Origin of the sequence: Micromonospora sonneratiae (assembly GCF_042679305.1) — a bacterium.
In the GTDB taxonomy this organism is placed as follows: domain Bacteria; phylum Actinomycetota; class Actinomycetes; order Mycobacteriales; family Micromonosporaceae; genus Micromonospora_H; species Micromonospora_H sonneratiae.
Map to the genome: position 1 here is coordinate 25,538 of NZ_JBHTMP010000056.1, position 17,025 is coordinate 42,562.

Consider the following 17,025-nt stretch of genomic DNA (forward strand, 5'->3'; position numbering starts at 1 on the left):
TGGTGGGTACAGCTTGGCCGGTGGCGCGTAAAGCGGAGGTGAGGAGACGGTCGAGTGGCATGAATCCGGTAGCCGAGCGAGGCGGATTCATCCGAATTGGGGAAGAGGTCCGATACTGTTCGTGCAGGTCCGAGCTTGCCGCCGCCCACTACTGTGCCAGCCGTTCGCCAATGAGCCACCACATAGCAGCAACGGAGGATGTCATGGTCTTCAAGCGACTGATGCAGGCGATGGGCGTGGGCGGCCCCTCGGTGGAGACGGTGCTGAGCAACCCGAACTGTCGGCCGGGCGGCTACCTGGAGGGCCGGGTCCACGTCGCCGGGGGCGACCACGCGGTCGACGTCGAGTACGTCGCGCTGGGACTGGTGACCCGGGTCGAGGTGGAGAGCGGCGACAGCGAGTACCAGACCACCCAGGAGTTCCAGCGTCAGCGGGTCACCGGCCCGTTCCGCCTCGAAGCCGGACAGCGTCACGACATCCCGTTCCGCTTCGAGGTGCCCTGGGAGACGCCGATCACCGACATCTACGGCCAGCACCTGCACGGCATGACGATGGGCCTGCGAACCGAACTCGAGGTTGCCCGGGCCGTCGACAAGGGAGACCTCGACGCGGTGGCGGTGCACCCGCTCCCGGCGCAGGAGCGCATCCTGGAGGCGTTGCTACGTCTCGGCTTCCGGTTCACCCGGGCGGACCTCGAACGGGGCCACATCTACGGCGTACAGCAGACCCTGCCGTTCTACCAGGAGATCGAGTTCTACCCGGCGCCGCAGTACGCCCGCGCAATCAACCAGCTCGAGCTGACGTTCATCGCTACGCCGCAACGACTCCAGGTGGTGCTGGAGATCGACAAGCGGGGCGGGGTCTTCACCGAGGGGCGGGACGCCTTCGGCCGGTTCACGGTGGACTACGCCACCGTCGACCAGACCGACTGGGCCACCCAGCTCGACGGGTGGCTGCGGCAGTCCATCCAGAAGCGTGGCCTCTTCTTCTGACGGCTCCCGAACCAGCCGGTCCGCGATCGTGCCGGCTCCGGGTTCTGCCGATTGCCGGGCCCGGACGGCGGCCGGCACGGCTGCGCGGTTGCGCCGGCTGTGGGGCGTTGCCGTCGACCCGTCGGATCACAGCTCGAGGAGCACGGTCCTCGGGCCGACGTTGACGCTCTCCACCAGCATGTGGGCCCGGAACCGGCCGGTCTCCACCTTCGCGCCCCGGGCCCGCAGTGCCTCGACGAACGCGGTCACCAGCGGCTCGGCCACCTCGGCCGGGGCCGCCGCGCCCCAACTCGGCCGGCGGCCCTTGCGGGCGTCACCGTAGAGGGTGAACTGGCTGACCACCAGCAGCGGCGCGCCGACCTCGGCACAGGACCGCTCGTCGTCGAGTATGCGCAGCTCGTACACCTTGCGGGCCATCGTCTCTGCGGTGGTCGCAGTGTCGGCATGGGTCACCCCGAGCAGCACCAGCAGCCCGTCCGAGATCGCACCCACCACCGCGCCGTCGACCGTAACGCTGGCCGAGCTGACCGTCTGGACCACTGCCCGCATGTGTTCAGCTTGCCATGGGCACGATCACGTCGGTCGACGAGAGGTGTCGTACGTCCGCCCGGTGCCGACGTGACCGCCTCAGTCGGCCAGTGGTGTGATCAGGCCCCGCTCCACCAGATGGGCGACGATCGGCCCGGCGGCCTCGGTGAGCTCGGCCTCCGGCGCCTCGTGGGCGACGGCCAGCAGCGCCAGTTGGTCACGTAGCGGCAGCTGGCCGTCGCACCCGCCGACCAGGGCCAGCACCAACGGATCGACCTCCTCCGACCACCGCAACCCGTGGGGCATGGACAGCACCTGCCGCTCGACCGCCCAGCCGTCCCCGCCCAGGGTCGCCTCCTGCCGCAGCCGCAGCCCGTCCGCCGCCCGGTAACGGGCGGCCAGCAGCGCCTCGGTGTCGCGTACCCGGAGCCAGTCCTGGCGATCGAACCAGGCGGCGATCTGGTCGCCCAGCGGCGGCTGCACCGGTTGGCGCAGGTCCTCCACCCGGACCAGCGGGTCGTCGTGGCCGCCCCGACGCAGGTTGATGATGCCGAAGCCGATCGCCTCCACCTTGTGCGCGTCGAACCAGTCCAGCCAGTCGACCACCCGCTGCGGGTCGGCACCCTCACTGGCATCGGCCAGCCACAGGTCGACGTACGCCCTCGGGTCGGCCACCTCCCGCTGGATGACCCAGGCGTCCAGGCCGGTCCCGGCGAACCAGCCGGCCACCCGGTCGCCCCAGTCCTCACCGGCGACATGCACCCAGTTCGCGAGGTACTGCATCGTGCCGCCCTCGGTCAGCAGCCTGGGCGCGGCGGCGGCCAGCTCGGCGGCGATCCGGTCACCGACCCGTCCCGAGTCACGGTAGGTGTGCGTGGTGGTGCCCGGACCGACCACGAACGGTGGGTTGCTCACCACCAGGTCGAACCGGCGACCGGCGACCGGTGCGGTCAGATCGCCGGACAGCATCTCCCAGCGTTGTCCGCTGAGCGCCGCCGTGGTCGCTGCGAAGCGCAACGAACGGGGGGAGAGATCGGTGGCGGTGACCGAGTCCGCATGGGTGGCCAGGTGCAGTGCCTGCACGCCGGAACCGGTGCCGAGATCGAGCGCGGTGCCGACCGGCCGGCGGATCGCCGCCCCGACCAGGGTGGTGGAGGCCCCGCCGATGCCCAGTACATGATCGACCGCCAGCGGCTGGCCCGGGCGGGCGTCGGCCGGAACGTCGGAGAACACCCACCAGGTGTCCCCGTACGGCTCCAGGTCGACTCCCTGGCGCAGGCCGTCGCCGTACGGCTCGACCAGACCGGCGGCCAGTGCGTCGGTCAGCGGCAGCGGGGCCAGTGCCCGCGCGACCGCCGCCTCCGGTTCGGTCTGTGCGCAGACGTAGAGCCGGATCAGGGTGTTGAGCCGGTCGGATTCCTCGGTAGCCCGTAGCGCGGCCCGGAAGTCGTTTCGGGCCAGCCCACCCGTCGCCGTCGACCCGAGACGTTCGGCGATGCCGCTCGACGTGTAGTTCGCGCTGACCAGAGCCTTGCGAAGCTGGTCGACACCGGCCGGGGAAAGAAGCATGTCAGGTACGTCCACGCTGTTCATCCTGCCGCCTGTGCGGCACCTGGTTGGACACAACCCCGCAGCTGGCCATTGACGAATCTGTTTCGGAACGGAGTTGTATCGACTTCCATCGTGATATTCCGGGTCTGGAATGGGACGGTGAATGGGGCGGTCCCCCTGCTGATCTGCACAGGCGGTCGAGGCCGGTGGTTGTTGGGCGCCGTTCGGCGGCCCGGGTTGTGGCGAGTTGCCGGGTGCCGGTGTCGACGGCGCGGCAGGATTGGGGCATGACACTTGCGCTACCCATCGGCGACGAGGCAAACGAACTGCTTCGGCGCAACCCACTGGCCCTGTTGGTGGGAATGGTCCTCGACCAACAGATGCTGGTCCCATAGAAAGATGCGCCGAGGTAGGCGTTCAGGGGCCTGTGACGTTGTGCCCGTCCGGGCCGAAGCTCCAGACGTTGCCCACGGGGTGGCCTCCCCGACGTAGAACGATCCCGAGCAGGGTGGTGAGGTCATCCTCCACCTCGGCAAGCAGATCGCTACCGAAGACACAGAGCGTCTGGCCCCACGGGTCGCCGAACGTGCCCAGCCGCAGGTCAGCCGTGGTGTAGAGGCGGTGATCGCCGCCATCGGGGTACGCACAGCGTGGCGTTCGCGGTTGTCCCGGCCCACCGGTCCGTCGTGGGTCGAAGTGGTATCCCTGGGTGTTCGGGTGGAGGGCATAAACGCGTTCACCAGGGCGGACGGCGACCCGCAGGCCGCGCTGGACGATCGACTCCAGTTCCGCGATGGCTGCATCGTCCTCCTCGATCGCTGCGAGGTGCCAGGTCACCGACTTCGGTGGCTCCACAAGTTCCTGATGGACCTGCGTCTCGGTCGAGAAGTCCCACTGCGAGGCGAAGCGTTCCCAGACCTTCTCGCCCTCCGGATCGTCGAAGACCAGCACCACAGGGCGCTCCCGGGCTGGTGGGTTCGGAGGAGACCAATGGTAGGAACGGACCGTCGTCACATCCTGGAAGCCCGCCGCGAGGAACATCGCCCGGAGCTCGCCGGTGGCCTCCGCGACAAGGTAGCGCCATCGGTGACCGCCCAGCGGTCGAGAGCTCCCCGGGTGGCGGGAACGCAACCCGATCCAGGCAAGCCAGCCTGTTAGGAAGGCGGGCTCAGGTGCGGTCATGCCGCCGATGGAGACGAACTCGGTACCGTCCACGAGGACGGCCCAGCCGGCCGCTCGGGCCCGGCCATCGAGCTCCAACACCGCCAGGCTCCGGCCCCAGCCGATGGCGTCGCCGTCCGCATCTGACTCTGCCAGCGAGGTCCGGTGAGGGCCGGAGGCCACAGCCATTGCCTGTATCCGCGCTAGCAATGCGTGCTCTCTGAATTGCACCTCTCGGATGCGCTGTCCGACGGGAAGGGTGAGCGGGGCGGACGACAGGGAGTCGATCGGCGCCACCAGTACATGGCGCTCCCAACCGGGAGTGAATCCGGCGGCGACGAGGTGTTGCGCCAGGTCGGGCGGGTCGGATGCGTGGACCTTCCATTCGACCGGCTCGCCACGATCAGCGAACGTCTCCTGCTGCCGGCGGACCAGCGTGCCCAGCTCGCTCCCAGGCAGGTCGCGGTGGTCGACGGTGCCGTGCGTACCGAAGTGCGCCTGCACGATCGGACCGTCCTGCTCGAACACGGCACCGAGCGGGCCGGGGGCCGGTGGTGTCCGTGCCCGCAGCTGCGTCTCGTACGCGACGAGCAGTCCATCGGCCACGGTTGGCACCGGCCTTTCACCCGTTTCTCGTTTTCAACCCGCGCAAGTATTTCTCTTCTCAAGTGCACGTGTGTCCCGTGGCCGATCCGCGCTGGGGTGATGACAGCATGTTTGTTATGGCGTTCTCCCTGCCGATCGATCCTGCGGCGAACGAACTTCTCAATCGGAATGCGTTGGCCCTTGTCCTCGGCCTCGTCCTCGACCAGCAGGTTCCGATGGAGCGTGCGTTCTCCGCCCCCTACGACCTGGTCCAGCGGCTCGGTCACGAACCGGACGCTGCGGAACTGGCCGGGTACGACCCGGAGGCGCTGGTGGCGGTCTTCGCCGAGCGGCCCGCGTTGCACCGGTTCCCGAAGGCGATGGCGGCCCGGGTTCAGGAGGTGTGTCAGGTTCTGGTCGATCGTTACGACGGTGACGCGGCGAAGGTGTGGGCCGAGGTCCCGGATGGTGCGACCGCGTTGAAGCGGATCGGCGAACTGCCCGGATTCGGCCGGCAGAAATCGCAGATCTTTCTCGCGTTGCTCGGGAAGCGGTTCGGCGTACGACCACCGGGCTGGCAGGAGGCAGCCGGCCATTACGGCGAGGATGACGTCTACCGGTCGGTCGCTGACATTACCGACCAACAGTCCCTGACCAAGGTGCGGGAGTACAAGCAGCAAATGAAAGCCGAGGGCAAGGCCGCGAAAAATCGACTGTGACGGGTGTTCAGGCATGTGCGTTCGGTGATTGAATGGCTCTGACCTCGTCCTGACCGGACTGACTGGATAGGTGGAGAGCCGATGCCCCTCAATCGCACTCTGCGTCGGCTGCTCGGGGCAGTGCCTGGCATTCGCCAACTGCGGAGGGAGTTGTCGGCCACCAGAGGCACGGCGGCGGAGGCGTTACGGTTGGCGACCGAATCTGCCCGTGCCGTGGAGAGCCTGTTGCAGAGCGAGCTGGAGCTGAAGCGGGAGCTGGCCGCGTTGCGGGCGACCGATGCCGGTACGGCCCGGGCGGAGCGGGTGCGGTGAGGGTCGACTGGGAGGTCGATGGGGCCGTCTGGAAGCTGCACCTGCTCCTGGACCCGGAGGACACGCTCGCCGCGAGGGGGCAGGGGGGCCGGGCGATCGAACTGGTTACCGACCGGTGCCGCGTCGAGCTGCCGGAAGCGGCCGGCGAGGTCCACCCCGACCTGCGGGCGCTCGCCGCCTGGATGATCGTGCAGCCGTGGGCCAAGCGCCGGGTCCGGTTCGACCAGCCGGTGTCGACGAGCTTCGCCGACGCGGTCCAGGCGGGCTGGGGAGTGGTGGCCGGCCCGGTCGACAGCGATTTCGCGCCGCGCCGACCGGGTCCGGTTGCTGGGCTCTCCTACAGCGGCGGGGCCGACTCGATGGCGGTCAGTGTGATGCTGCCGCCGGAGACACCACACCTGTTCTTCCGCCGGGTGGCTCATTCCCGGGTGCCCAACCGGGCCACCCATCTGAAGCTGGACGTGGCCCAACGGCTCGTCGAGGAGGCGGGCCGACGGGGCCGGCGAACCGCCGTCGTCCGCAGCGACCTGGAATATCTGACCCTGCCGTTCCCGATGCTCCCGACCTGGACGGCCTTTGCGATCGGCCTGGCGCTGCTCGGGGACCGGCTGGACCTGGGGGCGATCTCCTTCGGCACGGTGCTGGAGTCGCGGTTCCTGGACAACGGACGAAGCTTCGTCACGGCGGGCCCCTCCCCGTGGGAGCGCCTCTTCGATGCCGCCGGTGTGCCGATGCTGCGCCCGGCTGCCGGCATGACCGAGGTGCTGACCCTGCGTCAGGCCGGTGAATCGGACCTCGGTGACCTCGCTCGTTCCTGCCTGCTTGGTACGGCTCAGAGCCCCTGCCTGGCCTGCGTCAAGTGCCTCCGCAAGGAACTGATCCTCGCTGCGCTGAAGCGTGGACCGTTGCCGGCCGAGTTGCTACGCCGGATTCCCCCGACCCACCGGGTCGCCCGTGAACTGCTCAGCGGCAAGCCACCGTTCTACTTCCAGGACATGCTGGAATACGGCCTGGCCCGCGCCCGGATCGACGGCACCTTCCTCGAGCCGTTACGGGAGCGGCTCCGGCCGAGCATCGAGGGCACGGCGTGGGCCGAGCGCTACTATCCACCGGCGCTCGACCTGGAGGTGCCGGTGCCGTGGCGGCCGATGATCGCGCAATTCGTCGCCGAGCGGATCGGATCAATGACAGCCGAGGAGATGGCAACGGTCCAGACCTGGGACGCGGCCAACCGTCCGACACCCGCCGGTATTCCCAGCCAGCCGACCCGCGCCGCGACCGGTAGGCCTACCTCTACCACAACCACTGCCAGGCGGTAGTCGGCGGACGGCTCCCGGGCAATCCGACGAATGTGCGACGGCCTACCGTTGCTCTGTGATCGGCGTATCCGGCGACTTCGAGATCCACCTGACCGTTCAACAGGGTGACCCGGAAAAGGTCGAGGCGTTCGCCGACCGGCACGGGCTCAAGTTCAGCCACATCGTGCTCGACCGGGGCTGGTGCCCGTCGCAACCGATGCTGACCGCACGTGGCAGTGGCACGTTGGCGGAGTTGCACACCCGGGCGTACCAGTTGGACCAGCAGTTGCGGGCGGCCGGATTCTTCTGCAACAGGTTGAAGGTGGAGGCGGCGCCGTGGAACGTCGGTGTGCCGCAGACCGACGCCGCTGCCAGCGTCGATGTCGCCGCCGGTTTGCCACAGCGGTACTTCGAACACCACATCAAACTGTTGCTGCCGGACGCAGGTATTGCCCGCCTGGTGGGGTTGATCGAGCTGGTGACCCCGCACGGCGCGCGGCTGTCCCGCAATGCCCGTCGGCGTCGTGACGACGGGTACGAGGAGCGGTTCGTCACCCAGCGCTGTGCCGGGGTGGGCCGGGCGACCGCACATGAACTCCTGGTCAGGCTGATCGAGGCCCTGCACACCGGCGGTCACCAGGTGCTGGAGGTCGCGGAGGAGTACGTCGTCTTCGACAGCAACCTCGCGCTCGATGCCGGCTGGTTGGACCTGAGCCAGCGCACCGACGACGACTACGAGGACCGGATGGAACCGGCGGCGGCCGGCGTCAAGGGCTACCCGGCGACGTACCAGCCGGTGCCGGCTGCTGCGGACGTTCGGCAGCGGGCCGCCTTCGACCCGGCACTGCGGCAGTTTCCCTACGCCTACCGTCCGGGTGAGCCGGAGTTCGACGACGTCGAGACCGGCTGGCGTTGGCGGGTCGCCCGTCGGGTCGCCATGGAGCACGTGTTGGCGCTGCTGGCCGGCTCGCGGTGGGCCGGACACCTGGTGTTGCGTGGCAGTGTGCCGCTCCGTGTCTGGTTGGGCAATCCGGCGCGGGAGCCCGGGGACCTGGACTTCGTCGTCGTACCCCGGACCGTGGCCGTCAACGATCCAGCGGTGGCGCAGATGTTCGATGGCCTGGTCGAGGCGGTACGACGTACGCCCGGTGCGGGTCTGCGACCCGACCGGGTGGCCGTCGAGGATATCTGGACCTACGAACGCGCACCCGGTCGCCGGATGGTGTTCCCGTTCACCGTGCCGGACCTGCCATCGGGCACGGTGCAGCTCGACTTCGTCTTCAACGAGGAGTTGCCGGTGCCGCCGGTGCCCATGCGGATACCGCCGTTGAAGACGCCGGTGCTCACCGCCACTCCCGAGTTGTCACTGGCCTGGAAGCTGTGTTGGCTGGAGACGGACAGTTATCCGCAGGGCAAGGATCTGTACGACGCGACCCTGCTGGCGGAGTACGCCCCGGTCTCCCTCGACCTGGTACGTCGGATGCTCCGCCCCGGGTTGGGGGCGGCGGCGGATGCGTTCGGCCCGGAGTCGGTGTTGGCCTGGACGGTGGACTGGGAGAACTTCCGTCACGAGTATCCCGGTGTCGACGAGGACGTGACTGCCTGGCAACACCGGTTGGCGCTGGCGTTGGAGCGGGCGGGCGGTCGCACCGGTGGCGCGGACGACCCGAGCCGGGCAGGGGGTCCCCGGCCCGGGCTGGACGTACCGGGGCCGACCGGATCCGGTACCTGACCGACCGGGCCGATCGGATCCCGGTCGATCGGATCCCGGCTGATCGGATCCGGGACGGAAGGTGGGCCAGGGGCGCAAGGTGGGCCAGGGGCGCAAGGTGGGCCGGGCCCGGAGGTGGTCCGGCGAACCCGTCGGCTCAGGCGGCGGTGGGCTGCGCCAGTGCGGCCAGCGCCCGACGTACGTCGGCCAGGGACACGGTCGCCGATTCGTCGAGATCGGCCAGACCGGCCTCGATCCACTGTCGCATCAACGTGGTGACCCCGATGCCCCGGGCCTCGGCGGCGGTACGGACCCGCTCGTAGGTGTCCAGCGGTAGCCGTACCGAGCGGCTGACCATGGGCACGTCGGCGTCCGGGGTGGGCAGCTCGGCCGGCTGGCTTTCGTCGATCAACTCGGCGAGCCGCTGGTCGCCGTCGTGGAACTGCTTGATCGCGTCCTGTCGGTTCATGTCCACCGCCTCCTCATCGTCGCCAGCCCCGCATCGCCTCGTCGTAGCGCTTGGACTCGCTGTCGCTCAGGTCCCGTGCGGAGAGGATCTCCCAGTCGTGGTCGACGCGGTCCGCCTCGGCCAGCAGGATGGCCAACCGCCGTCCCGAGCGGGACGCCGCGTAGACGATCATCACGTCGTCACCCAGGTGGCGGATGACCCGCCGCGTGCTGTGCAGGCCCTCCCAGACTTCCCCGGGGGTGACACCATAGACTTTCAGGTTGCTCAATGCCTCGTCGGTGAAGCTGAACCGCCTACCCACCGGCGGAGCGTACCACGCACGTAACACGAATCAGCCGCTGTCTGGTTGCCGACAACGCCGTACGTTGCAGGTGCGAGTATGGACGGGCACCCCCGAGGAGGACCGTGGTGAAGCGTCAGGAGTTCGAGCCGATCCTGATCACCGACGCTCCGCGCAGCCAGGACGACCAGCTCCACAGTCGTCAGGTGCGCTATGTCGTCATGATGACCATTCGGGCGGTCTGCCTCATCGTGGGCGCGGTCCTGGTCGTGGCCGAGGTGCCGATGCTCTGGCTCTGGCTGCCGCTCTGCGCCATCGGCATGATTCTCGTACCCTGGCTGGCCGTGATGCTGGCCAACGACCGGCCACCCAAGGACGAGCACCGGATGGTGAACTGGTTCCGGCCCAAGCCGTCGACGGAAACGGGCCCGCGCAGCCTGACCGCCGAGGAGAAACCGCACCGGATCATCGACGCCGAGCCCTGAGGTCGGAAGACGCCGAGCCCTGAGGTCGGAAGACGCCGAGCCCTGAGGTCGGGAGACGCCGAGCCCTGAGGTTGGGAAAAGACCCCTTTCCGTCCAGAAAGCGGGCGGATTCAAGGGGCCTTTCCTAACGCGCCGGGCGGGCCCCCACCGTCGACACCGCCACCGCGCCAGCTTCGCCGGCCCGCTCCAGTGCCTCGACCGGATCGGCCCCGGACACCCAGGCAGCCAGCAGCCCGGCGGCGAACGCGTCACCCGCTCCGGTCACGTCCACCACCCGCACCCGTCGGGCCGCCGACTCGAACACGGTCCCGTCCCGGCCCGCCCAGACCGCGCCCTCTGCGCCCCGCTTCACCACCGCGTACCGCACGGACGTCGCCAGGGACCGGGCCTGTGTTCCGGGATCCGCCTCCCCGGCCAGCACCGTCGCCTCATCGGAGTTGGCCAGCAGCAGGTCGACGTCACGTACCCAGTCCAGGAAGGTCGCCGCCCCGACCCGCCGCAGCGGTTCCGCGGAGGCCGCGTCGACGCTGGTGGTCAACCCACGTTCGTGGGCGGCGGCCAGCGCGCGCTGGCCGGCACCGCGCGACCCGGCGTCCAGCAGGGTGTACGCGGACAGGTGCAGATGCCGGGCGTCGGGGGCGGCGTCCAGCGCCGCATCCACGTCCGCCCCGGTCAGCCGCAGGTTCGCGCCCCGTTCGGTGACCATCGTCCGTTCCCCGGCGTGGGCCAGCACGATCACCGTGCCGGTCGCCGCGTCGGGACAGCGCCGTACCGCGCAGTGCACGCCGAGGTCGGTCAACTCCGCCAACCCGGTCCGCCCGGCCTCGTCGTCGCCGACCGCGCCGACCAGCGTCACCGGGCTGCCCAGCCAGCCGAGCCAGGCGGCGGTGTTGGCCGCCTGGCCGCCGCCGGTGAACCGGATCTCTGCCGGGGTGTCCGAACCGGTGGCCAACGGGCCAGCCAGCACCGCCAGCACGTCGGTGATCACGTCGCCGACGGTGACGATCCGGGACGGTACGGCCATCAGCCGCTGGTCCGCACCGCCGACGCCACCGCGATCTGGGCGGCGAGTCGGGCGTTGCGCAGGATGATCCGTACGTTCACCGCCAGGCTGGCGCCCTCGGTGGCGGAGTGGAAGTGGGACAGCAGGAACGGTGTCACCGCCTTGCCGGTCACCCCGTCCCGCTCCAGCAGGGTCAGCCCCTCGGCCAGCGTACGGTCGTGCAGCGCCGGGTCGAGCTGTTCGTCGGTGGGCAGCGGGTTCGCCACGATCACCCCGCCGTGGTGTGCCTGCTGTGCTGTCTGAGCGGCCAGTACGGCGGCCACCTGCTCCGGGGAGTCCACCGACCAGTCCAGGTCGAACCCGCTGTCGGTGATGAAGAAGCCGGGGAAGCGTCGGGTGCGGTAACCCAGGACCGCCACCCCGAGGGTCTCCAGCCGTTCCAGCGTGGCCCCAACGTCGAGGATCGACTTCACACCGGCGCAGACCACGGCGATCGGCGTACGGGCGAGTGTGGTGAGGTCCGCCGACTCGTCGAAGGTGACGTTGGCTTCCCGGTGCACCCCGCCGAGCCCACCGGTGGCGAAGACGCGGATTCCGGCTGCCGCGGCGACCGCGCTCGTCGCCGCCACCGTGGTGGCACCGTCCGCTCCGGTCGCGGCAGCGATCGCCAGGTCGCGTACCGACAGTTTGGCCACCCCGTCGGTGCTGGCCAGCCGGGTCAGCTCGGCGTCGTCGAGCCCGACGACGAGTTCGCCACCGACCATGCCGATGGTCGCGGGTACGGCCCCGCCCTCCCGTACCGCCTGCTCGATCTCCCGGGCCACCCGCAGGTTGTCCGGCCGGGGAAGGCCGTGCGAGACGATCGTGCTCTCCAGCGCCACGACGGGGCGTCCGTCGCGTCGTGCGTCGGCTACCTCGGCGCCGTACCGGATCTGAAATTCGCTCACCTGTCTCACGGTACGGGCCCGGCCTGGGCGGGGGCGCGTTGGACCGGACGGTAGTGACCTGCCAAACTGGATGGCTGGAGGTGTAGACGTGAGCACACAGGTTCTCGAGCGTCCCGAGGTCAAGGATGCCGACACCGGTCCTGAAATGTTCCATTACGTCCGGAAAGAAAAGATCGCCGAAAGTGCGGTCATGGGAACTTTCGTGGTCGCTCTCTGCGGTGAGACGTTCCCCGTCACGAAGGCGGCGAAGCCCGGCTCACCCGTCTGCCCCCGCTGCAAGGAGATCTACGACTCGATGACCGGCTGAACCGGTGCCGACCCGGTGAGTCGCGCGTAATCTTCGGCGGTGACCACCTCCACCGCCCTGTTGCTTGCTGACCTGACCGGGGTCGCGGTCTTTGCCGCCTCCGGTGCGTCCGCTGCGGTGGCCAAGCGACTCGACCTGTTCGGTGTGGTCTTCGTCGGATTCATCGCCGCGCTCGGCGGCGGGATCTTCCGCGACCTGGTGATCAACGAGGTACCGCCGTTGGCGTTCGCCGACTGGCGCTACGCCACGACCGCCGCGCTCACCGCTGCCGCAGTCTTCTGGTTGCACCCACAACTGGCCCGACTGCGTACCACGGTGCTGGTCCTCGACGCCGCCGGGCTGGGCCTGTTCACCGTCGCCGGCACCCTGAAGGCGCTCGACGCCAGCGTGCCGCCGGTCGGTGCCTGTCTGATCGGCATGCTCTCCGCCATCGGTGGCGGTCTCGGACGCGACCTGCTGACCGGCGAGATCCCCGAGGTGCTGCGGCGGGAGATCTACGCGGTCGCGGCGCTGGCCGGTGCGGTGACCGTGGTCGCCCTGGACTACGCCGGTGTCGCCGGTCCGGTGCCGTTGGTCGCCGCGGCGGTACTGGTCTTCGTCATCCGCCTGGTGGCGCTGCACCGTAGCTGGTCCGCGCCGGTGGCCACCGTCCGGGACCCGCATTCCGCAGCCGACGGACAGGTCGCCCAACCCGCCGGCGGCAAGCTCTTCCGGCCCATGCGGGCTGTCCGGCGGATTTCCCGACCCGTACCCGCCGGTGGCCGGCGGCCGTCCTGGCGCAACCGGCGGCGGGCCGACCGGGTGGTCGGCAGTCCGACCGAGTGACCACCGGCCGGCCTCGGTGACCGTGCCGGGCTGACCCGGGTCGGTCAGGGATCTGTCGGAGCGGCCCACGACAGGCCGGGTGACCTGTGGGTCGGTGGTGTCGGCTGGGGTCTCCCGGGGCACCTGGTTATGCTGGGACGGCCTTCGCGCTCCACCCGGTCGCGGAGGCGTTTTCGTGGACCGGTCGTCCACCGGTCCACCGTGACCGCCGCCCTTCGGGTTGAGGAGGAGAGAACCGAATGGCCGCCTCGCCACCGTCGATCGATTCCTTCCCGGCGCTACGGGCCTGGCAGCGCAAGGCGCTCGTCGAGTATCTGCGCCGCCGCTCCGACGACTTCCTCGCCGTCGCGACGCCGGGCGCCGGCAAGACCACCTTCGCCCTACGCATCGCGGCGGAGTTGCTGGTCGACGGCACGGTCGAGGCAATCACCGTGGTGGCTCCCACCGAGCATCTCAAGACCCAGTGGGCTGCGGCGGCAGCCCGGGTGGGCATCCAGTTGGACGCGTCGTTCCGCAACTCCGACCTGCACTCGTCCGCCGACTTCCACGGTGCGGTCGTCACCTACGCCCAGGTCGGAATGGCACCCCAGGTGCACCGACGGCGGACGATGACCCGGCGGACCCTGGTCATCCTCGACGAGATCCACCACGCCGGAGACTCGCGATCCTGGGGGGACGGGGTCAAGGCGGCCTTCGAGCCGGCCGTACGACGACTGATGCTGACCGGGACGCCGTTCCGCTCCGACGACAATCCGATCCCCTTCGTGGCGTACGAGCGCGGCGGCGACGGTCTGCAACGCTCCCGGGCCGACTCGGTGTACGGCTACTCCCACGCGCTCCGCGACGGTGTCGTCCGTCCGGTGATCTTCCTGGCCTACTCCGGCGAGACGCGCTGGCGTACCAGTGCCGGTGACGAGCTGGCCGCCCGGCTGGGTGAGCCGATGACGCAGGAGCTGATCGGTCAGGCGTGGCGTACGGCACTCGACCCGGCCGGGGACTGGATGCCCCAGGTGCTCCGCGCCGCCGACGCGCGGCTCCAGGTGCTCCGGACCGGGGGGATGGCCGACGCCGGTGGCCTGGTGATCGCCAGTGACCAGCAGGCGGCACGGGCCTACGCACGGCTGATCGAGCGGGTGACCGGCGAGAAGGCCGTCGTGGTGCTCTCGGACGACGATGGGGCATCGGCCCGGATCGCCGCCTTCTCCGCCTCGGATCAGCGCTGGATGGTCGCCGTCCGGATGGTCTCCGAGGGGGTCGACATCCCCCGGCTGGCGGTCGGTGTCTACGCCACCAGCGCCTCCACCCCGCTGTTCTTCGCCCAGGCGATCGGTCGGTTCGTACGGGCCCGGCGTCCCGGTGAGACCGCCTCGGTCTTCGTACCGAGCGTGCCGCACCTGCTCGGACTGGCCAGCGAGCTGGAGGCCCAGCGTGATCACGTGCTGGGTGAGGCGAAGAAGCGGGAAGGTTTCGACGACGACCTGCTGGAGCGGGCGCAGCGCAACGAGCAGGCCAGCGGTGAGCTGGAGAAGCGGTTCGAGGCGTTGTCAGCCACCGCCGAACTCGATCAGGTGATCTTCGACGGGACGTCCTTCGGTACCGCCGCACAGGCCGGCACGCCGGAGGAGGAGGAGTACCTCGGGCTGCCCGGGCTGCTCACCGCCGATCAGGTGGCGGTGCTGCTCAACAAGCGTCAGGCCGAGCAGTTGGCTGCCCAGCGACGGCGTAGGAGCCAGGAGGAGCCGGCGCAGACACCACCACAGCCGGCCGGGCCGAGGAGCGCGGGAGAGCGTCGGGTGGCGCTGCGTCGCCAGCTCAACGCGCTCGTGGCTGCCCGGCATCACAGTACGGGGCTGCCGCACGGCAAGATCCATGCGGAGCTGCGCCGGATGTGTGGCGGACCGCCCAGTGCCCAGGCCACGATCGAGCAGCTCGAGGAGCGGATCGCCACCGTACAGACCCTCTGAGTTGACCGGCCCGGCGAATCGGGAGGCCGGGCCGGGCTGGCCAATCGGGAGGACCGACCGGGCCGGCCGAAGAGGCGACCGCCACGTGGCCGGCCAGGGGAGATCGGGGCATCCGGGCGGGATTCTGGCTGATCGGGATTATGCGCACATAGTTGACCGGAGGCACCCAGTCGGGTACCTCCGGTCAACTATGTCTGATAGAAACTAGTTCGCCATCAGATCGGCGCCACGCCAGCTGAATTCCGGGTCAGTTGCGTACCGCACGGTGATCTTCACGAGATCCTCCGCGTACTTGTTCGCATGGTGGCCACAGAACACCAGCTCGCTCCCACCCGCCAGAGTGATCCGGAGCTTGCCGGCAGCATTGCAGCGGTCGCACCGTTCATCGGCGGCTGGGGGAGCCACCGTCTCGGGCGGCGGCGTGAGGGTCGGGGTCATCGCCTTCCTCCTCGGGTCGTCACCGATGAACACTCTCTTCGGTCATTGCTCACCTATCGTGCAACACCCCGGCGGGGTGTTGCCTTCCCAGTGTGCCCTTGGGGGACCGAGGTCACACGTGGTAGGCACAGTGTGCCGTGCACCAAGGGTGCCACGTCAACGATCACGTTGGTGAAACCAGCCGATCACCATCGGCTGTTGTACAACTGGTGGTCAAACCGACACGGCTGGTTGACGAAATCGATCAGTCCAGGTAATCACGTAGAACTTGCGACCGCGACGGGTGCCGCAGCTTCGACATCGTCTTCGACTCGATCTGGCGGATCCGTTCCCGGGTCACGCCGTACACCTGGCCGATCTCGTCAAGGGTACGGGGCTGGCCGTCGGTGAGGCCGAACCGCAGCCGTACCACGCCCGCCTCGCGCTCGGACAGGGTCTGCAGCACCTGCTGCAACTGGTCCTGTAGGAGGGAGAAGGAAACGGCGTCGACCGCGACGACGGCCTCGGAGTCCTCGATGAAGTCGCCCAGTTGGCTGTCGCCCTCGTCACCGATGGTCTGGTCGAGTGAGATCGGCTCCCGGGCGTACTGCTGGATCTCCAGCACCTTCTCCGGGGTGATGTCCATCTCCTTGGCCAGTTCCTCCGGGGTGGGCTCGCGGCCCAGGTCCTGGAGCAGCTCGCGCTGGATCCGACCGAGCTTGTTGATCACCTCGACCATGTGCACCGGGATGCGGATGGTGCGGGCCTGGTCGGCCATGGCGCGGGTGATGGCCTGGCGGATCCACCAGGTGGCGTAGGTGGAGAACTTGTAGCCCTTGGTGTAGTCGAACTTCTCGACGGCGCGGATGAGGCCGAGGTTGCCCTCCTGGATGAGGTCGAGGAAGGCCATGCCGCGGCCGGTGTAGCGCTTGGCCAACGAGACCACGAGCCGGAGGTTCGCCTCCAACAGGTGGTTCTTGGCCCGCTCGCCGTCGCGGGAGATCCAGCCGAGATCCCGGACCATCTCCCGGACCAGCTTCTCCTCACCCTCGTCGGCCGCCCGCAGGCGCTCGGCGGCGTAGAGGCCGGCCTCGATCCGCTTGGCCAGCTCGACCTCCTGTTCCGCGTTGAGCAGCGGAACCTTGCCGATCTGCTTGAGGTAGGCCCGGACCGAGTCGGCGGAGGCGGTGAGTTCGGCGTCGCGACGCGCCTGCTTGAGCGCCTCGGACTCCTCGTCGTCCCACTCGAAGTCGGAACCGCCGGCCTCGGCCGCGCGGGTCAGCTCGGCCGGCTCGTCGACGACCACGTCCTCGATCTCGGCGGCGAGATCCTCTGGATCGATGTCGCCCTCGGCCGGGTCCCCACCCTTGCTCTTGGTGGCGGCCTTGGCCGGCCGGGCGGGGCCGGAGGCCGGTCCGGTGCCAGCGGCTGCCTTGGCGGCCGGGGCGGCCTTCGCCGGGGCCTTGGCGGG

17 protein-coding genes and 1 pseudogene are annotated in these 17,025 nt (G+C 69.5%); 9 read left to right on the forward strand and 9 right to left on the reverse strand.

The annotated features are described in order from the left end of the window. Positions 1 to 203: 203 nt before the first annotated feature. Positions 204 to 992, forward strand: a complete 789-nt coding sequence (locus tag ACFQ4H_RS26935) for a sporulation protein (RefSeq protein ID WP_377575826.1) — start codon at positions 204 to 206, stop codon at positions 990 to 992. 126 nt (positions 993 to 1,118) lie between these two features. On the opposite strand, the gene dtd is transcribed toward ACFQ4H_RS26935, so the two are convergent. From dtd to ACFQ4H_RS26950, 3 genes are all read right to left on the reverse strand, one after another. Continuing rightward, the gene (gene dtd / locus ACFQ4H_RS26940; protein WP_377575829.1) at positions 1,119 to 1,541 is read right to left on the reverse strand and encodes a D-aminoacyl-tRNA deacylase; all 423 of its coding nucleotides are present in this window, start codon (positions 1,539 to 1,541) and stop codon (positions 1,119 to 1,121) included. Positions 1,542 to 1,619: 78 nt separating this feature from the next. Then, complete coding sequence (locus ACFQ4H_RS26945) at positions 1,620 to 3,104, reverse strand: DUF7782 domain-containing protein (protein ID WP_377575832.1); 1,485 nt, start codon at positions 3,102 to 3,104, stop codon at positions 1,620 to 1,622. Between the two features lie 384 nt (positions 3,105 to 3,488). After that, positions 3,489 to 4,838, reverse strand: coding sequence for a DUF2716 domain-containing protein (locus tag ACFQ4H_RS26950; protein WP_377575834.1), 1,350 nt, complete (start codon positions 4,836 to 4,838; stop codon positions 3,489 to 3,491). A gap of 107 nt (positions 4,839 to 4,945) precedes the next feature. Here ACFQ4H_RS26950 and ACFQ4H_RS26955 point away from each other — a divergent pair, with 107 nt between their 5' ends. The 4 genes from ACFQ4H_RS26955 (at position 4,946) to ACFQ4H_RS26970 (ending at position 8,878) form a co-directional block, all read left to right on the forward strand. Further along, positions 4,946 to 5,536 (forward strand): HhH-GPD-type base excision DNA repair protein, encoded by a 591-nt coding sequence (locus tag ACFQ4H_RS26955; protein ID WP_377575837.1) that lies wholly within the window; start codon positions 4,946 to 4,948, stop codon positions 5,534 to 5,536. Positions 5,537 to 5,617: 81 nt separating this feature from the next. Continuing rightward, the gene (locus tag ACFQ4H_RS26960; protein ID WP_377575840.1) at positions 5,618 to 5,848 is read left to right on the forward strand and encodes a hypothetical protein; all 231 of its coding nucleotides are present in this window, start codon (positions 5,618 to 5,620) and stop codon (positions 5,846 to 5,848) included. Further along, positions 5,845 to 7,167, forward strand: a complete 1,323-nt coding sequence (locus tag ACFQ4H_RS26965; protein WP_377575843.1) for a DUF6395 domain-containing protein — start codon at positions 5,845 to 5,847, stop codon at positions 7,165 to 7,167. The genes ACFQ4H_RS26960 and ACFQ4H_RS26965 overlap by 4 nt, the downstream gene beginning before the upstream one ends. A gap of 55 nt (positions 7,168 to 7,222) precedes the next feature. After that, positions 7,223 to 8,878, forward strand: a complete 1,656-nt coding sequence (locus ACFQ4H_RS26970) for a nucleotidyl transferase AbiEii/AbiGii toxin family protein (RefSeq protein ID WP_377575846.1) — start codon at positions 7,223 to 7,225, stop codon at positions 8,876 to 8,878. Positions 8,879 to 9,014: 136 nt separating this feature from the next. On the opposite strand, the gene ACFQ4H_RS26975 is transcribed toward ACFQ4H_RS26970, so the two are convergent. Both ACFQ4H_RS26975 and ACFQ4H_RS26980 read right to left on the reverse strand, forming a co-directional pair. Beyond that, positions 9,015 to 9,326: a hypothetical protein gene (locus ACFQ4H_RS26975; RefSeq protein WP_377575849.1), complete on the reverse strand. Its 312-nt coding sequence runs from the start codon at positions 9,324 to 9,326 to the stop codon at positions 9,015 to 9,017. Between the two features lie 13 nt (positions 9,327 to 9,339). After that, a complete protein-coding gene (locus tag ACFQ4H_RS26980; protein WP_377575851.1) occupies positions 9,340 to 9,627 on the reverse strand; it encodes a hypothetical protein in 288 nt (95 codons plus the stop codon). Between the two features lie 104 nt (positions 9,628 to 9,731). On the opposite strand from ACFQ4H_RS26980, the gene ACFQ4H_RS26985 reads away from it, so the two are divergent. After that, positions 9,732 to 10,091 carry a DUF3099 domain-containing protein gene (locus tag ACFQ4H_RS26985; protein ID WP_377575854.1) on the forward strand — a complete coding sequence of 120 codons (360 nt, stop codon included), beginning with the start codon at positions 9,732 to 9,734 and terminating at the stop codon, positions 10,089 to 10,091. Positions 10,092 to 10,215: 124 nt separating this feature from the next. Here the strand turns inward: ACFQ4H_RS26985 and ACFQ4H_RS26990 are convergent, their stop codons facing one another. Both ACFQ4H_RS26990 and ACFQ4H_RS26995 read right to left on the reverse strand, forming a co-directional pair. Further along, positions 10,216 to 11,115, reverse strand: a complete 900-nt coding sequence (locus ACFQ4H_RS26990; RefSeq protein ID WP_377575857.1) for a carbohydrate kinase family protein — start codon at positions 11,113 to 11,115, stop codon at positions 10,216 to 10,218. Next, on the reverse strand, positions 11,115 to 12,041 hold the full coding sequence (locus tag ACFQ4H_RS26995) for a pseudouridine-5'-phosphate glycosidase (RefSeq protein WP_377575860.1): 927 nt from the start codon (positions 12,039 to 12,041) through the stop codon (positions 11,115 to 11,117). Before ACFQ4H_RS26995 ends, ACFQ4H_RS26990 begins: the two co-directional genes overlap by 1 nt. 70 nt (positions 12,042 to 12,111) lie before the next feature. Between ACFQ4H_RS26995 and ACFQ4H_RS27000 the strand changes: the two genes are divergently transcribed. The 3 genes and pseudogenes from ACFQ4H_RS27000 to ACFQ4H_RS27010 all read left to right on the forward strand — a co-directional run bounded on the left by ACFQ4H_RS27000 (position 12,112) and on the right by ACFQ4H_RS27010 (position 15,137). After that, positions 12,112 to 12,348, forward strand: a complete 237-nt coding sequence (locus ACFQ4H_RS27000; RefSeq protein ID WP_377575862.1) for a DUF3039 domain-containing protein — start codon at positions 12,112 to 12,114, stop codon at positions 12,346 to 12,348. A 39-nt stretch (positions 12,349 to 12,387) separates the two neighbouring features. Next, positions 12,388 to 13,017: pseudogene (locus ACFQ4H_RS27005) on the forward strand (trimeric intracellular cation channel family protein); the annotation flags it as partial. 395 nt (positions 13,018 to 13,412) lie between these two features. Continuing rightward, positions 13,413 to 15,137 (forward strand): DEAD/DEAH box helicase, encoded by a 1,725-nt coding sequence (locus tag ACFQ4H_RS27010; protein ID WP_377575865.1) that lies wholly within the window; start codon positions 13,413 to 13,415, stop codon positions 15,135 to 15,137. A gap of 204 nt (positions 15,138 to 15,341) precedes the next feature. Here ACFQ4H_RS27010 and ACFQ4H_RS27015 read toward each other — a convergent pair whose 3' ends face one another. Both ACFQ4H_RS27015 and ACFQ4H_RS27020 read right to left on the reverse strand, forming a co-directional pair. Continuing rightward, the gene (locus ACFQ4H_RS27015) at positions 15,342 to 15,575 is read right to left on the reverse strand and encodes a DUF7455 domain-containing protein (RefSeq protein WP_036374862.1); all 234 of its coding nucleotides are present in this window, start codon (positions 15,573 to 15,575) and stop codon (positions 15,342 to 15,344) included. 244 nt (positions 15,576 to 15,819) lie between these two features. After that, the coding region (locus ACFQ4H_RS27020; protein ID WP_377575868.1) for an RNA polymerase sigma factor at positions 15,820 to 17,025 on the reverse strand (1,206 nt) is incomplete at its 5' end.